At 63.8% G+C, this 16,082-nt stretch carries 15 protein-coding genes and 1 pseudogene; 3 read left to right on the plus strand and 13 right to left on the minus strand.

The features are described 5' to 3' along the window. Positions 1 to 10: 10 nt before the first annotated feature. From cheZ to V6E02_RS01370, 3 genes are read left to right on the plus strand one after another with little or no spacing between them, the layout of a single operon-like run. On the plus strand, positions 11 to 616 hold the full coding sequence (gene cheZ / locus V6E02_RS01360) for a protein phosphatase CheZ (protein ID WP_347307090.1): 606 nt from the start codon (positions 11 to 13) through the stop codon (positions 614 to 616). 29 nt (positions 617 to 645) lie between these two features. Then, on the plus strand, positions 646 to 2,493 hold the full coding sequence (locus V6E02_RS01365) for a chemotaxis protein CheA (protein WP_347306402.1): 1,848 nt from the start codon (positions 646 to 648) through the stop codon (positions 2,491 to 2,493). Positions 2,494 to 2,540: 47 nt separating this feature from the next. Then, on the plus strand, positions 2,541 to 3,788 hold the full coding sequence (locus tag V6E02_RS01370; protein ID WP_347306404.1) for an EAL and HDOD domain-containing protein: 1,248 nt from the start codon (positions 2,541 to 2,543) through the stop codon (positions 3,786 to 3,788). Between the two features lie 25 nt (positions 3,789 to 3,813). On the opposite strand, the gene V6E02_RS01375 is transcribed toward V6E02_RS01370, so the two are convergent. From V6E02_RS01375 to purT, 13 genes and pseudogenes are all read right to left on the minus strand, one after another. Next, the gene (locus tag V6E02_RS01375; protein WP_347306406.1) at positions 3,814 to 5,043 is read right to left on the minus strand and encodes a nucleoside recognition domain-containing protein; all 1,230 of its coding nucleotides are present in this window, start codon (positions 5,041 to 5,043) and stop codon (positions 3,814 to 3,816) included. Further along, positions 5,037 to 6,050 carry a lytic murein transglycosylase B gene (gene mltB, locus V6E02_RS01380; RefSeq protein WP_347306408.1) on the minus strand — a complete coding sequence of 338 codons (1,014 nt, stop codon included), beginning with the start codon at positions 6,048 to 6,050 and terminating at the stop codon, positions 5,037 to 5,039. Before mltB ends, V6E02_RS01375 begins: the two co-directional genes overlap by 7 nt. After that, a complete protein-coding gene (locus tag V6E02_RS01385; protein ID WP_347306410.1) occupies positions 6,047 to 6,889 on the minus strand; it encodes an SDR family NAD(P)-dependent oxidoreductase in 843 nt (280 codons plus the stop codon). Before V6E02_RS01385 ends, mltB begins: the two co-directional genes overlap by 4 nt. Positions 6,890 to 7,110: 221 nt before the next feature. Next, positions 7,111 to 7,716 carry a hypothetical protein gene (locus V6E02_RS01390; protein WP_347306411.1) on the minus strand — a complete coding sequence of 202 codons (606 nt, stop codon included), beginning with the start codon at positions 7,714 to 7,716 and terminating at the stop codon, positions 7,111 to 7,113. 142 nt (positions 7,717 to 7,858) lie between these two features. After that, positions 7,859 to 8,524, minus strand: coding sequence for an SOS response-associated peptidase (locus tag V6E02_RS01395; RefSeq protein WP_347306413.1), 666 nt, complete (start codon positions 8,522 to 8,524; stop codon positions 7,859 to 7,861). Further along, positions 8,524 to 9,921 (minus strand): MBL fold metallo-hydrolase RNA specificity domain-containing protein, encoded by a 1,398-nt coding sequence (locus V6E02_RS01400; RefSeq protein ID WP_347306415.1) that lies wholly within the window; start codon positions 9,919 to 9,921, stop codon positions 8,524 to 8,526. The genes V6E02_RS01395 and V6E02_RS01400 overlap by 1 nt, the downstream gene beginning before the upstream one ends. 8 nt (positions 9,922 to 9,929) lie before the next feature. Further along, positions 9,930 to 11,093: a pyridoxal phosphate-dependent aminotransferase gene (locus V6E02_RS01405; protein WP_347306417.1), complete on the minus strand. Its 1,164-nt coding sequence runs from the start codon at positions 11,091 to 11,093 to the stop codon at positions 9,930 to 9,932. Positions 11,094 to 11,244: 151 nt separating this feature from the next. Then, positions 11,245 to 11,993: pseudogene (locus tag V6E02_RS12955) on the minus strand (diguanylate cyclase domain-containing protein). 6 nt (positions 11,994 to 11,999) lie between these two features. Further along, on the minus strand, positions 12,000 to 12,476 hold the full coding sequence (locus V6E02_RS01420; protein ID WP_347306421.1) for a hypothetical protein: 477 nt from the start codon (positions 12,474 to 12,476) through the stop codon (positions 12,000 to 12,002). A gap of 10 nt (positions 12,477 to 12,486) precedes the next feature. After that, complete coding sequence (locus tag V6E02_RS01425; protein ID WP_347306422.1) at positions 12,487 to 13,926, minus strand: DNA recombination protein RmuC; 1,440 nt, start codon at positions 13,924 to 13,926, stop codon at positions 12,487 to 12,489. Between the two features lie 119 nt (positions 13,927 to 14,045). After that, on the minus strand, positions 14,046 to 14,363 hold the full coding sequence (locus tag V6E02_RS01430) for a YMGG-like glycine zipper-containing protein (RefSeq protein ID WP_347306424.1): 318 nt from the start codon (positions 14,361 to 14,363) through the stop codon (positions 14,046 to 14,048). A gap of 83 nt (positions 14,364 to 14,446) precedes the next feature. Next, on the minus strand, positions 14,447 to 14,827 hold the full coding sequence (locus tag V6E02_RS01435) for a group II truncated hemoglobin (protein WP_347306426.1): 381 nt from the start codon (positions 14,825 to 14,827) through the stop codon (positions 14,447 to 14,449). 2 nt (positions 14,828 to 14,829) lie between these two features. Continuing rightward, positions 14,830 to 16,029: a formate-dependent phosphoribosylglycinamide formyltransferase gene (purT, locus tag V6E02_RS01440; RefSeq protein WP_347306428.1), complete on the minus strand. Its 1,200-nt coding sequence runs from the start codon at positions 16,027 to 16,029 to the stop codon at positions 14,830 to 14,832. Positions 16,030 to 16,082: the final 53 nt, after the last annotated feature.

Genomic DNA, 16,082 nt, shown 5'->3' on the forward strand with positions numbered 1-16,082 from the left:
CGGCGGCATCATGGAACCCTATTACAGCCAGTTGGGCCAGCTCACACGCAAGCTCCATGACACCTTGAAGCAACTGGGCTACGACAAAACCCTGGAGAAGGCCGTGGACTCCATGATTCCCGATGCCCGCGACCGCCTGGCCTACATCGCCGCCCTCACCCAGCAAGCCGCGGAGCGGGTGCTCAACGCCACCGACGTGGCCAAGCCCATTCAGGAAGAGTTGGAATCCAAGTCGAATACCCTGTCTGCCCGTTGGGACAGCCTGTTCCGCAACGAGTTGTCGGTGGAGGAGTTCAAACAGTTGGTGCACGAGACGCGCGGTTTCCTACAGGACGTGCCGCGCATGACCTCCGCCACCAATGCCCAGCTCCTGGAAATCATGATGGCCCAGGATTTCCAGGATCTCACCGGCCAGGTGATCAAGAAGATCATCGACATGGCCCAGGAAATGGAAAACGAGCTACTCAAGGTGCTGGTGGAAAGCACGCCCATTGAGAAGCGAACCCAGCTCGAGAGCAGCCTCCTCAATGGCCCAGTGGTCAATGCCGAGGGCCGGACCGACATCGTTACCAGCCAGGCCCAAGTGGACGAGCTGCTGGAAAGCCTGGGTTTCTGAGGTCGCAACACAAAGAGAGGACACGCCTCATGAGCGCATTCGAAGGCATGGAAGACCTGCTGCAGGACTTCCTCACGGAAGCCACGGACCTGCTGTCCGAAGTGGACAACAGGCTAGTGGAACTGGAAAAGTCCCCAAACGACAAGGAGCTGCTCAACCAGATCTTCCGTGGCTTTCACACCATCAAGGGGGGCGCAGGCTTCCTTAACGCGACGCCGCTGGTGGAGCTGTGCCATCGCACCGAAAACCTGTTCGACAAGCTGCGCAACGGAGAAATGTCCCTCAACCCGGAGATCATGGATGTGATCCTAGCTGCCACCGCGGCGGTCCGGGAGATGTTTGGCTACCTCGCGCAAGGCCGCATGCCGGAACCCACCGACAAGGATTTGATGCTGGAGCTGGATGCGGTACTTGCCGGCGAAAAGGCCATGCAGGTCTGGCAGAATCAGGCGGCCCATACGCCCCAGGCGCCGGTGGAAGACGAGGTCCCATCCACCCAGGCAGCAGCGGAACATGGCCCGGACTGGCGATTGCTTTATCACGCGCTGCTAGGCAGCCGCCCGGAGGAAAGCCCGGGGGCGGAACGTCCGGCGGCGACCAATCCCGCCTCCTCGGCTCCGCCTGCGCGGCTTGAGCCCAAGCCCGCCCCCGCCAAGAGTACCGCGCCAGCGGGGAAAGAAACCACCATTCGCATCGACACGGCGCGACTGGATCAGGTGCTCAATCTCTCGGGTGAAATTGGTCTCACCAAAAACCGCCTCAACTGTCTGCGCGCGGACATCCTCGCCGGCAAGACCGATCTCGCAACGCTGAAAGCCTTGGATGAAGCGGTGAGTCAGCTGGATCTGCTAGTGGGGGATCTGCAAAACGCGGTGATGAAGACCCGCATGCAGCCCATCGGCCGCCTGTTCCAGAAATACCCGCGTCTGGCGCGGGACTTAGCGCGTAGCCTGGGCAAGGAGGTGGAGCTGATCCTAGAAGGCGAAGATACCGAGATCGACAAGACCATGATCGAGGACCTCAACGATCCGCTGGTGCATCTAGTGCGCAACGCAGTGGACCATGGCGTGGACAGCCCCGAGGAACGCCTCGCCGCAGGCAAGCCGGCCAAGAGCGTGATCAAACTTTCCGCCCAGCAGGTAGGTGACCACATCGTCATCGAGATCGCCGACGATGGCCGTGGTATCCGCCCCGACGTCATCCGGCGCAAGGCACTGGAAAAGGGTCTCATCGACGTCGAGACCGCCAACAGCCTGGACGAGCGCCAAAGCCTCAATCTCATTTTCCTGCCGGGTTTCTCCACCAAGGACCAGATTTCGGACGTTTCCGGTCGCGGCGTGGGCATGGACGTGGTGAAGACCAACATCACCCGCTTGAACGGCCGCATCGACATCCGCTCCGTGGTGGGCCAGGGCACCACTTTCACCATCACCCTGCCCTTGACGCTGGCCATTCTGCCGGTGCTGATCGTGCGCCTGGGGCAACAGCCCTTCGCCGTCCCCTTATCCATGGTGCGGGAGATCATTCCCATCCGGCCCCACGAGGTGCAGCAGGTCTCGGGACGCGCCACGCTGGTGGTGCGCGACGAGGTGCTGCCGGTGAAGACGCTGGCCGGCATCATCGGTTGGCCGGAAGAAGGGCCACCGTCCTTCGGGGTGCTAATGCAATCCGGTGAATCCACCTTCGTCCTGGCCATCGACGGCTTCATCGGCCGCGACGACGTGGTGATCAAACCGTTGCAGGGCATCAAGCCCCACGGCGTGGCCGGCGCCACCCTCTCCGGCGACGGGCAGGTGGTGCTGGTGCTGGACATGGAAGCCCTGCTGTCTAGCGAAACGCCCAGCCCCCAGGCCAGCCTATTCCGCGCCGCCGGCTGATGGCGGGCGCAGACTAGAGAACCGGCATCGCACGTGGAGACCCGCCCATGAACCCCTTTGCGCCCGCCGCCATCAGCCACCGCTCCGAGGAAGTTTTCGTCGGCCGCCAAGCCATCGTCGACGGCCAGCAGCGCATCATCGGCTACGAGCTCCTCTTCCGCGACCAAGCGCATGCCACCCAGGCCGAGATCACGAACGACCTGCTGGCCGGCACCCGGGTGCTGGTGAACACCCTGAACAATATGGGCACGGAATGGCTATTCGGCGACCGCATAGCCTTTCTCAACGTCTCCAACCCGATGCTGGAAAGCGAGTTCCTGGAACTGCTGCCCGCCCGCCGGGTGGTGCTGGAAATCCTGGAAGACGTGGCGCCAACGCCCGAGTTGCTGCCACGCTTGAATGACCTACGCGCCCAGGGTTTCGCCCTCGCCCTCGACGACTACGACGGCAATCCCGACCTTGATTTCCTGCTGCCCCTGGTGAGCTACGTGAAAATCGACGTGCTGGCCACGCCAGCGGAGCGCTTGCCCGACCTGGTGGCAAGCGTGCGCCGGCATCCAGTGAAGCTGGTGGCAGAGCGGGTGGAAACCCGCAGCATGTTCCACACCTGCCGCAACCTCAAGTTCGATCTGTTTCAGGGCTTTTATTTCGCCCGGCCGGAAACTCTCACGGCGCGCGTGATCAACCCGGGGCAAGCGCTGGTTTTGGAGCTGCTCAATAAGGTGCGTGCCAATGCCGACATCGGCGAGATCGAAAAAGGCTTCAAGCGTGACGTGGCCCTCTCCTTCAAGCTGTTGCGCTATATCAACTCGGTAGGCTTTGGGCTTTCCTGTGAAATTCAATCCATCCGCCATGCGCTGGCCATCCTGGGCTATCAGCAGCTCTACCGCTGGCTCACCCTACTCGTGGTCACGGCCAACGAAGGCTCGACCCCGCCGGCGCTGATGAAAACCGCCGTCACGCGAGGCCGCCTCACGGAGCTTCTGGGACAGGAGCTGTTGGACAAGCACGAGCGCGACAACCTGTTCATCGTCGGCATTTTCTCCCTGCTCGACGCCATGCTGGAAATGCCCATGGAACAGATCTTGGAAAGGCTAAATCTGCCGGAGCCCATCGCCGATGCGCTACTACACCGGGAAGGCGTGTATGGCCCCTTTCTGCAGCTAGCGGAAGCCTGCGAGGGCGCCGACATCCCGCGCATCCGCGCCCTGGCCGAGGCCCTGACCCTGGATCCGGAACGGGTGAACGTGGCGCACCTACAGGCGCTCGCCTGGGTGGAAGAGCTAGGCGTGTAGTGTCTGCCTTTTATGGGTTTCCGGCTCAGGCAAAGAACAAATAAGACACGGCGATCGCCGCCACCACGCCAGCCAAATCGGCCAAGAGGGCGCAGGCAATCGCATGGCGCGCGCGCTTGATGCCCACCGCGCCGAAATACACCGCCAGCACGTAAAAGGTCGTTTCCGTGCTGCCCTGAATCACCGCCGCCAGGCGCCCCGCGAAGGAATCGGGGCCGAAAGTACGCATGGTCTCCACCATCATCGCCCGTGCGCCGCTGCCGGACAGGGGTTTCACCAGAGCAGTGGGCATTGCGTCCACGAAGCGGGCATCCAGTCCCAGCGCCGTCACCAGCGCACGCAGGCCGTCGAGGAGCATATCCAAGGCGCCACTCGCGCGCAGCATGCCAATCGCCACCAGCATCGCCACCAGATAGGGAATGATGCCCACGGCGATCTGGAAGCCATCCTTCGCCCCTTCAATGAAAAGCTCATACACCGGCAGCCGCCGACGGAGCGCTCCCAACAGGAATCCGGCTACCAGGGCGAGCAGGATGGCATTGGTGAGGATGGCCGATTGGCGCTGCATCTGCCCGGCCGGCAAAGCAGCGAAATAGGCCGCCATCCCCGCCACACAGGCCGTGGCACCCCCCAGATAGAGCAAGATGACCGGATCCATGAGCCGGATGCGCTGCACCCATGCCACCGCAAGTAGCCCCACCAGGGTCGAGCACCAGGTGGCGATCAGGATGGGGATGAAGACATCGGTGGGGTCCGCCGCGCCCATCTGGGCGCGGTAGGTGAAGATGGTCACCGGAAACAGCGTGACGGACGAGGCATTGATCACCAGAAACAGGATCTGGGCATTGCTCGCCGTCTCCGGGTGGGGATTGAGCCCCTGCAGCTCGCGCATGGCCTTGAGCCCCAGGGGCGTGGCGGCATTGTCCATCCCCAACACGTTGGCGGCGAGATTCATCACCACCGCGCCCTGCGCCGGATGGCCCGGCGGGACCTCTGGCATCAAGCGCGTAAGCAAGGGCGCCAAGGCGCGCGTCAGCAGCGCGAGAAGCCCGCCCGCCTCGCCGATGCGCATGAGCCCCAACCAAAGACTCATCACGCCGGTCAGCCCCAGGGCCACCTCGAAGGCGAGGCGGCTATTTTCGAACATGCTCTTCATAAGGGTGGCGAATACGTGGATGTCGTCAAACCACAAGGCCCGCGCCAGGGCCGTGGCCAACGCCACCAGCACAAAGCCCGCCCAGATGGCATTCAGCATGGATCGGCACCGCAGGCGGTGAAGCGGCTGGCGGCAATCGCGCTCGCCAACTGATACACCGCCAGGGCGTACTGGAAGCTGCGGTTATAGCGGGTGATCACGTAATAGTTCTGGAAGGCGAGCCAGAATTCCGGCCCGCTCGTCGTATCGAGGCGCACCAGCATGGCCTGCTCGTCCTCTGGCAATGGGGTGGCCTGGTTCACGCCCAACCGCCGCCACTCGGCCACCGTCTTGCGCGTGCTCCAGCCGGTGTTGGCCAGCTCCCGCGTCGCCTCTCCCGCCACTTCCACCGGGACCACCACCCGCCCGCCTGGCTGCCAGCCGAAAGCCTGCAGGTAATGGGCCACGCTGCCGATGGCGTCCACCGGATTGCGCCAGAGATCGGCATGGCCATCGCCATCGAAATCGACGCCGTACTTGCGGCAACTGCTGGGCATGAACTGCCCCAGCCCCATCGCGCCCGCATAGGAGCCTTTCACCGTCAGGGCATCCACGCCCTGCTCCCGGGTGAACAGCAAGAATTCTGTCAGCTCGCGGCGAAAATAATCGGCGCGGGGTGGATAGGCCACCGCCAGGGTGGTGAGCGCATCCAGCACCCGCCAGCCGCCCATGTTGCGGCCATACTGGGTCTCCACGCCCAGGATGGCCACGATTACGGCTTCCGGCACACCATAGGTTTCTCGCGCTCGCGCCAGCGCATCCGCATGACCCTCCCAGAAGGCCACCCCGCCTTGGATACGGGCCTCGTTGAAGAACAGCGGGCGATATTGATCCCAGGGCCGTGCCTCGGCGGGCAGCGAAATGGCACGCAGGATCTGGGGCTTGATGTGCACCTGTCGAAACAGGTGATCGAGTTGCTGCCTATCGAGCGAAAGGGTATCCGCCAGGCCCTGCACGAAGCGCTCATAGCCAGGCTGCGCCGCGAATAGCGGCCCGGGATCGGGCCCGCGTCGCGCCGCCACCGGCAGACTCACGGCGAGCAACAGCATGACGAACAGCGCCCTCATTTCGTCTCTCCCTCTGCCACCCTAAGCAGTAGCGCGTCAAGCCAGCGATCCGGTAGCCAGCGCCGGGCATACCAGAACAACGTGGCGGGTAGCGTGACGCGGTAGCGGGTGCGCGGTCGGCGCGCCTCCAGGGCGCGGCGGACGGCCGCCAGCACCGCCTGCGCCGGCAAGGTGAACGGGACAGCCGGCCCTGGTTTGGTCAGGCGGCGCTCCATGGTCTCGTAGCGCTGCCGGTGCACGCTGTGCGTCTTGTCGATGTTGCGCTGGTAGGCACTAAAGGCATTGGCGCGGAAGCGGCTTTCGATGGGGCCAGGCTCGATGAGCACGACGTGGATGCCACTTTCTGCGAGTTCCAGCCGAAGGGTATCGGTGATGCCTTCCAGTGCGTATTTGGAAGCGGTGTAGGCGCCGCGATAGGGCAAGGCCACATAACCCAGAAGCGAGCTCACCTGCACGATGCGGCCATGACCCTGGCGGCGCATCACGGGAATGACGCGATTGGTGAGCTCCACGGTGCCGAACAGATTGGTCTCGAATTGCTCGCGCAACACCTCCCGCCGCAGATCCTCCACCGCGCCCGGCTGGCCATAGGCGCCGTTGTTGCACAGGGCATCGAGCCGTCCACCAGTTTGCGCCAGCACCTCCTCGACGGCATTCGCGATGGAAGCGGAATCGGCAAGATCGAGCCGCACCGCAGGAAAACCCGCGTCAGTAAGACGCACCACGTCTTCCGCCTTGCGCGCAGTCGCAAATACCCGCCAGCCCCGGGCTCTGAGACCGTGGGCCAGTGCGAGCCCAATGCCGCTGGAACAGCCGGTGATGAGAACGCTCTTAACCATGCAGATCGTCAAACTATCACGGATGGCTTATCGGGAATTATTAAAGTATGGGTGCCTTTCCGTCCGCCCCGCGCAAGCAAAGACCCAGTAACCGGACGCAGCGCGAGGTGCAAGCCCGGACACCGCCCAAGCCGGGACGATCAAGGCTTTGTTTCCCGCCGGCGCAGGAAAGAGATGACGGTCCGATCGCATGGCTACCCCATGGGGTCGCTTGTCCCACTTTATATCGGCAGGAATACGGCGGTGGCGAGATTCTGGATGACGCGCACGATGGTGCGCTGGGTGCGTCCCGCGACAATGCGCGCCATCATATCCGTCTCGCCGATCAGCTTGCCAAACTCACGTTCGAAGGAGAGATTGCGCCCTTCCCCGCCCATCTCGTTGGAAAGCAGGAAGAGCTCGCCCCGGGCATCACGCGCGTTTGCCAGCTTCCAGGCCGCAATCTCGTAATTGCGCGCCGCGTTGTAGAGTTTCTGGGGGTCGAGCTCGTCCAGAGCATAGTATTCAGTGCGGTCGTTGTAGGCCGCAAGCGTCATGGTGGCCAAACCCCAGATGAAGGCGAGCACCCGATCACCGCCGTAGTCGTCCCGGAAGGCCAGGTGCACGGCAGCGGTGCCGCGCCGACCCTGTAACTCCGGCAGTTCGCGCTGGAACCCACCTTCGAACAGGCGCGCCATGGCCTGCTCCAGGGACACGTGCCCGCCCTTGCGCCATTCGCGCGGATTACGCCGGTAGAGCTTCTCCGCCAGCACCCTCAGGTGGTGCAGCGCTTCTTGCACGTGCAGCTCCGCCACGTTGTCGATGTCGGTCTTGGCAAGAGAGGTCATGCGCCATTCTGGCGTCGCTGGGCCGGTGCCGCCGCCGACATGGGTGCAGGCAAGTAAAAGACAAGCGGAAGAGCAAGCCGCAAACCAGCGCATGATGCAGCCAGTGTAGCGTGAAACGCCAGACCGGTGACAGCACGCCCCATCATGAGTCCAGCGGGCGGATCAGCTCGGGTCCATCGTTGCGCGGATTGTTCACGCGTGCACTCACCGGCTCGGCCGTGAGCTCATCTGCGCTGTAAGGGGCCAACAACGGTAGCAGTGTCTGCGTCGGCGTGGCGGGATCAAGCCAGGCACGGTAAGTCTCAGGCGGCAAAATCACGGGCATGCGCCCATGGATGGGCCGGATCAGAGCGTTGGCCTCGGTGACGATGATGGCGCAAGTTTCCAGCGCTTCGTCCCCACCCTGCCAGCGCTCCCACAATCCGGCAAAGGCGAAGGGCTGACGGTCCTTGCGATGGATGTACCAAGGTTGCTTGCCCGTTCCCTGTTTCTGCCATTCGTAGAAGCCATCGGCGGGAATCAGACAGCGCCGCCGCCGGAAAGCGTCGCGGAAGGCGGGCTTCACCGACACCGTCTCCGCGCGGGCATTGATGGTGCTGTACTCGCTCCTGGGTTCCTTCGCCCAGTGGGGAACCAACCCCCACTTCACCCAGGCCAGTTCATAGCCGCCCCTGGCGCCGACGCGGATGATCGGTACCGGCAGACTGGGCGCGATGTTATACGACACGGGCACGGCCGGCAGGGTCACACCCAGCACCGCGCCGATGGGGGCAAGATCCGGGGTGGTGAGCGTGTAGCGGCCGCACATCAGAGCCGTGCAAGCTCCAGACGCTGGCCCAGCCCCGGCGTGTGTACCCGGGCACCCAGGGTCGTGCGCAGGTGTTGCGCCAGGGCGTCCATGGCCGAGGGCTCGCCATGCACCAGAACGACCGGTGGCCGGTTGCGGAAATGGGCATACCAATTCGTCAGGCCCGCTTGATCTGCGTGGGCGGACAGGCCACCCACGGTATGGATACGCGCCCGCACCGGCACGTCCTCGCCGAACAAATGGACGTGCTTGGCGCCATCCACCAATGCCCGGCCCAGGGTGCCCCGGGCCTGGAAGCCGACGATGAGCACATGAGCCTGGGCAAAAGGCAGATTGCGCTTGAGGTGGTGCAGAATGCGCCCACCCGTGCACATGCCGCTGCCGGCAATGATGATGGCGCCGGCACGGATGTCGTTGATGCGCATGGACTCCTCCGCCGTGCGCGTCAGGCGCAGATTGGGCACGGCGAAGGGATCGCCGTGATTGGCCACGATCTCGCGCGCTGCTTTGTCGTACACCCCCTGATATTGGCGGTAGAGCGCGGTGGCCTCGATGGCCATGGGACTATCCAGAAACAGGTGCCACTCGTCCAGATGCCAGTCGCGATAATAACGCGCGAACACGTAGAGGAGCTCCTGGGTTCGCCCCACGGCAAAGGCGGGTACCAGGATGTTGCCCTTGCCCGCGCGGGCGCTGCCGATGATCTCGCCCAACTCTGCCCAGGTGGCGTCCCATGGCCGGTGGCAGCGGTCACCGTAGGTGGATTCCATCAGCACCAGATCCGCCTCCTCGAGCACGGTGGGATCGGCCAGGATGGGTGCGCCCACATGGCCCAGATCGCCGCTCACCACCACGTGGCGGCTGAGATTACCTTCCTGCAACCGGAGCTCCACGATGGCCGAACCCAGGATGTGCCCGGCATCGTGCAGGGTGACGGTGACGCCCGGCAGGATCTCCACCGGCTCGTGGTAATCGATGGGTTTGAAATGGCGCTCGGTGGTATAGACGTCGTTCTGATCGAACAGGGGTTCCAGGCGCGGCTTGCCGCGCCCCGCCTGATAGCGGTTATAGCGTTCCGCTTCCTTCTCGTTTAGATGGGCGGCATCCTCCAGCATCACGCGGCAAAGTGAGGCGGTGGCGCGGTGCGCGTAGATGTAGCCACGAAATCCCGCCTTGATGATTAGCGGCAGCCGGCCGGAATGATCCAGATGCGCATGGGTGAGCACCACGGCATCGATCTCGCGAGCGTTGAAAGGAAGCGGCTCGCGGTTCAGTTTCTCGTGCTCGGGCGAGCCCTGGATCAGCCCACAATCCACCAGGAAACGGTAGCGCCCCACCTGGAACAGATGACAGGAGCCCGTGACCTCGCGTGCCGCGCCATGGAATTCGATGTGCATGTTGAATCCTATCTCAGAATCCGCGCCAGACGCGCCACACCTTCCTCGAGCCGCTTCATGCCCGTGGTATAAGCGAAACGCAGGTGATGCCGCGCCTGGTGGCTGCCGAAATCGACGCCTGGTGTAACGGCGACCCCGGCTTCTTCCAGCAGTCGCTGCGCCAACGCCATGCTGTCGTCGCTGAAGCGCTCGCAGCCGGCATAGACGTAGAACGCACCATCCGGCAGCACAGGCACGCTGAATCCCAACTCACGCAACGCCGGCACCAAGAAATCACGACGCTGGCGGAAAGCCTCGCGCCGTTCCTCCAGGATGGCCAGCGTGTCGGGCCGGAATGCCGCCAGCGCCGCGTGCTGGGCAATGGTGGAGGGTGCGAGGAAAAGATTCTGGGCCAGCCGCTCCAGGGCCGGCAGGAAAGCCGTTGGGGCCACCAGCCAGCCCAGCCGCCAGCCAGTCATACCGAAATATTTGGAAAAGCTATTCACCACGAACACTTCATCACTCACGGCAGCCGCGGTGTGGGCATCGCAACCATAAGTGAGGCCGTGGTAGATCTCATCCACGACGAGTGCCCCTCCCCGCTCGGAAATGGTCCCATAGAGGCCCCGCAAGGCCTCAGAACTGATCAACGTGCCCGTGGGATTGGCCGGCGATGCCACCAGCACGGCGCGGGTGTGCGCCTGCCAATGGGCGGCGACCGCTTCCGCAGTAAGCTGGTAGCGGCTCGCCGGCCCCAAGGCAATGCCCCGCGCCCGCGCCTCCAGGAAGCGCGCAAAATGCCGGTTGCAAGGATAGCCCGGATCCGCCAGCAGCAGTTCGTCGTCCCGCCCCAGGAGTGTAGCCAGAGCAAGCAATAGCGCGCCGGATGCACCCGGCGTGACGATGATGCGCGCAGCCGCCATCTCGACCCCATAGCGGCTTGAGTAGAAATCCGCGATCGCCTCACGCAGGGCGGGCAACCCCAAGGCCGGCGTGTAGTGAGTGTGCCCGGCCCGCAGCGCCTGCATACCCGCCTCGATGATGGGGAAAGCAGTGGCAAAATCGGGTTCACCGATTTCCATGTGCACGATGTCGCGCCCCGCGGCTTCCAAGGCGCGGGCACGCGCCAGAATGTCCATCACATGGAAAGGCTGAATGTCTTGGGCGCGGGCGGTGAGAGGTGGCAGGGACATGACCGGATTCGCTAAGGGCCAACGACAGCGCGCAGATACCATTATCCCGGAAAGCGGCGTCTCACCCCAAGGAGAGGCGCGCCATCCCGTCGCGGCTCGAACCCCTCCCACACCCATCCACCTCTGTCGTGGGAAGCGCTCAAAGAGCGACTCATCCGAGCCTCGCGCCGCTCCCGCACGCGGCGCCGACCTGCACCAAACGAATGCAGCCGTTCTCCACGATCATGGCCCCTGCCTGGCGTGTTTCTTCTACCCACGCGTCGAAAGCATCCGCCGCCAAGGTCTGGGTCAGATAATAACCTTGGGCCGGGTCGCAGCCGAGGTCGCCTAGCCTCTCAAACAAAGCTCGCGTGATTGCGCTTGGCGGCATACTGGCCATGTCGGCTCGCTGTAACAGCGTATCGGGATCGGTGTCATGCTCGGGATAGATGGCGATGCCCATGCTCGCGCGCACGTCGAGCCTGAGCTGCTCCAGCATCAGGGGCATTGCCATCGTCTGCTCGATCTTCTTCACCACCGCTCCCACTGCCTTGATCGCGGACGGCGCTGGCACGAGCACCGCGTATTCGTCGCCCCTAGCCGCGCCACGCTCTCCGGCGCCTGCACGACGGCGTGCAGTCGGATCGCCATCTGCTTTAGCAGCCGGTCGCCGTTGTAGGGGCCCATGGCTTCGTTGATTTGCTTGAAACGATCGAGGCCCATCACCCGCACCGCCACGCGCTTTTGCTGCCGCGCCGCAGCCAGCAACGCTTGCGCCAACCCATCCTTGAACGGAAAACGATTGGGCAGTCCCGTAAGCGGGTCTTGAGGGGCGTTAAACGTGGCCTGCGCCTCCAGGGCCTCCGTCTGGGCGCGCAGTGATCGACCTACATCAGCGCGGGAACGACAAAGCTGGGAAATGGCGCTTCAGCGTATGCCAGCGCGGGCGAGCGCGGCCTTGACGTCGAAGGGCGTGGTACGGCGCCAGCCCTCGTCCATCTTGCTGATGTAACCCTGGATGGGGTGGCGCTCAACCAGTGTGGCCAGGACACAGCGCGCCAGTGCCGCCTCGTCCGGGCCAGTGCAGGTCCCCTTGCGTCGGGCCAGGATGGCGGCGAAGTAGCGTTGACCGTCCGGTCCTTTGATGTTTTCCACGTCGTAGTTCTCTACCAGGGCCAGGTAGAGAAAAGCGAAATCATGGAGCACAGGCAGCGCATCGCGGCCCTCCAGGATGAAGCGCAGACAGGTATCGTCCGGGCAATGCTCGACGATGGCCTGGCGGCTGGTCTGCACCATGCCCACGTTGTTCGCGCCGAACACCTGTTTCAAAGGCCAACGCTGGCTTTCCCCGCCCCATGCCGAAAGAGCCATCACAGCGAGCAGGAGTAGCACGCCCCCTCGCATGCAAGCCCCCTCAGTTGACCGGCCGCGCCGCCTGCTCGTCCTCCTCTACCTCCAGGAGTTGGAATCGGGCCGCGGCCTCCTCGTGTTCCAGTTCCACCGCCTCGATCTGGGCGAAACGGCGACTGATCCTCTGACTGGTCGTATGCACCCTTTCGGCGTCCTCGTGGGCCTGGCGGATGTGGTCGGCGAGCTTCTTCATACGCGCGTCGAACATGTGGAAATCCTTAGCCAGCTTGGCCAGGGAATCCTTGATGATATGCACCTGCTTGCGCGTCTCCACGTCCTTGATCACGGCGCGCGCAGTGTTGAGGATGGCCATCATGGTGGTGGGCGAGACGATCCACACGCGCTTTTGCATGGCATATTCCACCACGTCCGGATGATAACCGTGAATCTCGGCGAACACCGCCTCCGCCGGCACGAACATCACCGCGCCATCCGCTGTCTCGTTGGGAATGATGTACTTGGCTGCGATGTCGTCGATGTGTTTCTTCACGTCCTGCTTGAACTGACGTTGCGCCGCCGCCCGTTCCGCCTCGGACAGGGATTTGTCGAACATGCGGTGGTAGTTCTCCAGTGGAAATTTGGAATCCACCGCGACGGTGCCCGTGGGCTCCGGCAGGAACAGCGCGCAGTCCACGCGCGTGCCGTTGGACAGCTTGTGCTGCATGGCATAGATGGGCTGCAGCGAATTATTGGGCAGGATGTTGCGCACCAGGGTTTCCAGTTGCACTTCGCCAAACGCCCCGCGGGCGCGCTTATCGCCCAAAAGCTCCTGCAGACTGACGACATTGCTGGTAAGGCCGTCGATCTTTTTTTGCGCCTCGTCAATGGTGGCCAGCCGTGCCATGACCTGGGCAAAGGTTTCATTGGTCTTGCGGAAGCCCTCGTCCAGCCGTTCCGAGACCTTGCCTGAGATTTGTTCCAGGCGGCTATCCGTGGTCTTGGTGAGGGCTTCCATGGCACTCATGAGCTGCTGCGTCACCGCCGCCATGGTCTTGGTGATCAGCTCCTGATCGGCGCGTCCCTGTTCGCTCATCGTCTGGGTGAGCCGCGCCAGCGTGTCCTCGCGTAGGGCATTGAGACGTTCCTGGGTGGCCGCCGTGGTCTCCATCAGGCTACGTGCCATCATTTCGCGCAACTGGCCCAGGCTTTCCGTCTGCGCGACCTGGAGCTGATGCATGGACTCGCGCGTGAGCTTGAGCTCAAGGGAAATGACACTGCGTTGCCGCTCGGCCTGATCGGCGATCACCTGGTTGATGCGGTCACCCTGCTTGTTGAGATTGTCGTGGAGATCGGCCAGCATCAGCCGATGCTTGTCCTCCAGCATCTGGCCGATTTCCACGGGAGACTGCTCCTGCAGCCGCGCCATGTGCCCCAGCCGCAGGCCAATCCAGAGGGCGCCCAGCACGAAGAAGAGCAGCAAGACGCCGATCAGAATTTCCAGCATGAAAACGCTCCGGGTTCGATGCCAATGCGCATGGCCCCAGTATAACCCAGCGCCCCAGGCACTTGCTCCTGGAATGACAAAGCCCGGCGCTGGGCCGGGCTTCGCGAACAGGTCAGGACTCAGTCGTCCCAGTCGTGACGATGCTTGCGCTTGTGCTTATAGTGCCCAAGATGCAGGCCGTTATCGTGGCGCTTTTCCACGTACACCACCTCTTTCTTCACCCGTTTGGGGCGATCCTGGGTGGCGATCGCCGCGCCGGCCGCGCCGCCCAAGCCCGCGCCGATCACCGCGCCCTCACGGCCGCCTACCGCCGAGCCCACCGCCGCACCGGCCGCGCCTCCCAGGGCGCCGCCCACCACTGCGTCAGTATCCAAAGCATGGGCCGTGGAAATGAGGCCTGCAGAGGCCAGCCACACCGTCAGCAAAGTCCGTTTCATAGTCCATCCTTTCAGAAAGTTCCGCGCGCCTTGTATACCATCCTCCGCCGCCGGGCAACATGAAATTTCTGTCAGACAACCCTTCACCCCGGCACGTTGCGCATATGATCGGCCGTGCGGGCGAAAGCTTGAATCAATTCTTGGCGCAGCTCGTTTTCTACCCCCAGTTCGGCCATGGCCCGCGCCATGCACGCGAGCCACTGGTCGCGTTCCGCCACGCCGATGGGAAAGGGCAGGTGCCGCGCCCGCAGCATGGGGTGGCCGAAGGCCTCCACATAAAGTGGCGGACCGCCCATCCAGCCCGACAGAAACATGAACAGCTTCTCGCGGGAAGCGGTGAGATCCCGTGGGTGTAGCTTGCGAATGCCGTAGTAGTCCGGATCCTCGTCCATGAGATCGTAGAAGCGGTCCACCAGTTGGCGGACTTTTTCTTCGCCGCCGATTCGTTCGTAATGCGTCTGCATGCTCAAGCCTTCACCGGTCGCACCAGGCTCGCCGCCCGTTTGGCCCGTGCCCTCGCCTCGTCGATATCCTTGCCATTGGCCAATGCCACGCCCATGCGCCGGCGCTCGAACGACACCGGCTTGCCGAACAGGCGAATCTCGCTTTGCGGCACCGCCAGCGCCTCGGCCACGCCCTCGAAGGCGATGCCCGCCGCTTCCATGCCGCCGTAGATCACGGCACTCGCCCCGGGCTCGCGCAGGCTCACATCCACCGGCAGGCCGAGGATGGCGCGCGCATGCAGGTCAAATTCGCTCTGCACCTGCGAACACATCGTCACCATGCCCGTGTCGTGGGGCCGCGGGCTCACCTCCGAGAACCACACCTCATCGCCCTTGACGAACAGTTCCACGCCGAAGATGCCGCGCCCGCCCAGCGCATCCGTGACACGCTGGGCGATCTCGCGCGCGCGCTCCCGCGCCAGCGGGCTCATGGGCTGAGGCTGCCAACTCTCCACGTAATCGCCCTTGACCTGCACATGACCGATGGGCGCGCAGAAGAAAGTTTCCACCTGCCCGGACCCGCCCACGGCGCGCACCGTGAGCTGGGTGATCTCGTAGTCGAAATCGATGAAGCCCTCGACGATCACCCGGCCCCTGTCCACACGGCCGCCGCGAGCTGCATAGTCCCACGCCGCCTGCACCTCATCCGGGCCATCCACCTTGGACTGGCCCTTGCCCGAGGAGGACATCACGGGCTTGACCACGCAGGGATAGCCGATGCCCGCGTCAATCGCCGCGCGCAATTGCTCCAGGCTGTCGGCGAAGGCATAGGGCGAAGTGGGCAGGCCCAGTGTCTCCGCCGCCAGCCGGCGAATGCCTTCCCGGTTCATGGTGAGCTGCGCCGCGCGGGCAGTGGGAATGACTTCGGCGAGGCCCTCGGCTTCGATTTGCACCAGCATGTCGGTGGCGACGGCCTCGATCTCCGGCACCACCAGCTGCGGGCGTTCCTGCTCGATCAGCGCGCGCAATGCCGCGCCATCGGTCATGTCGATCACGTGGGCGCGGTGGGCCACCTGATGCCCGGGCGCATTGGGGTAGCGGTCCACGGCGATGGTTTCCACGCCGAGCCGCTGCAAGGCGATGATGACTTCCTTGCCCAGCTCGCCGGCGCCGAGCAGCATCACCCGGGTGGCGCTGGGAGAAAGAGGGGTTCCGATTTTCATGGAGCGCTCGCCTATCGAGGATTCCGTAAGTGCGTGACACCTTGCCGTCGTCC

It is taken from the genome of Thiobacter sp. AK1 (assembly GCF_039822265.1).
Taxonomy (GTDB): domain Bacteria; phylum Pseudomonadota; class Gammaproteobacteria; order Burkholderiales; family Thiobacteraceae; genus Thiobacter; species Thiobacter aerophilum.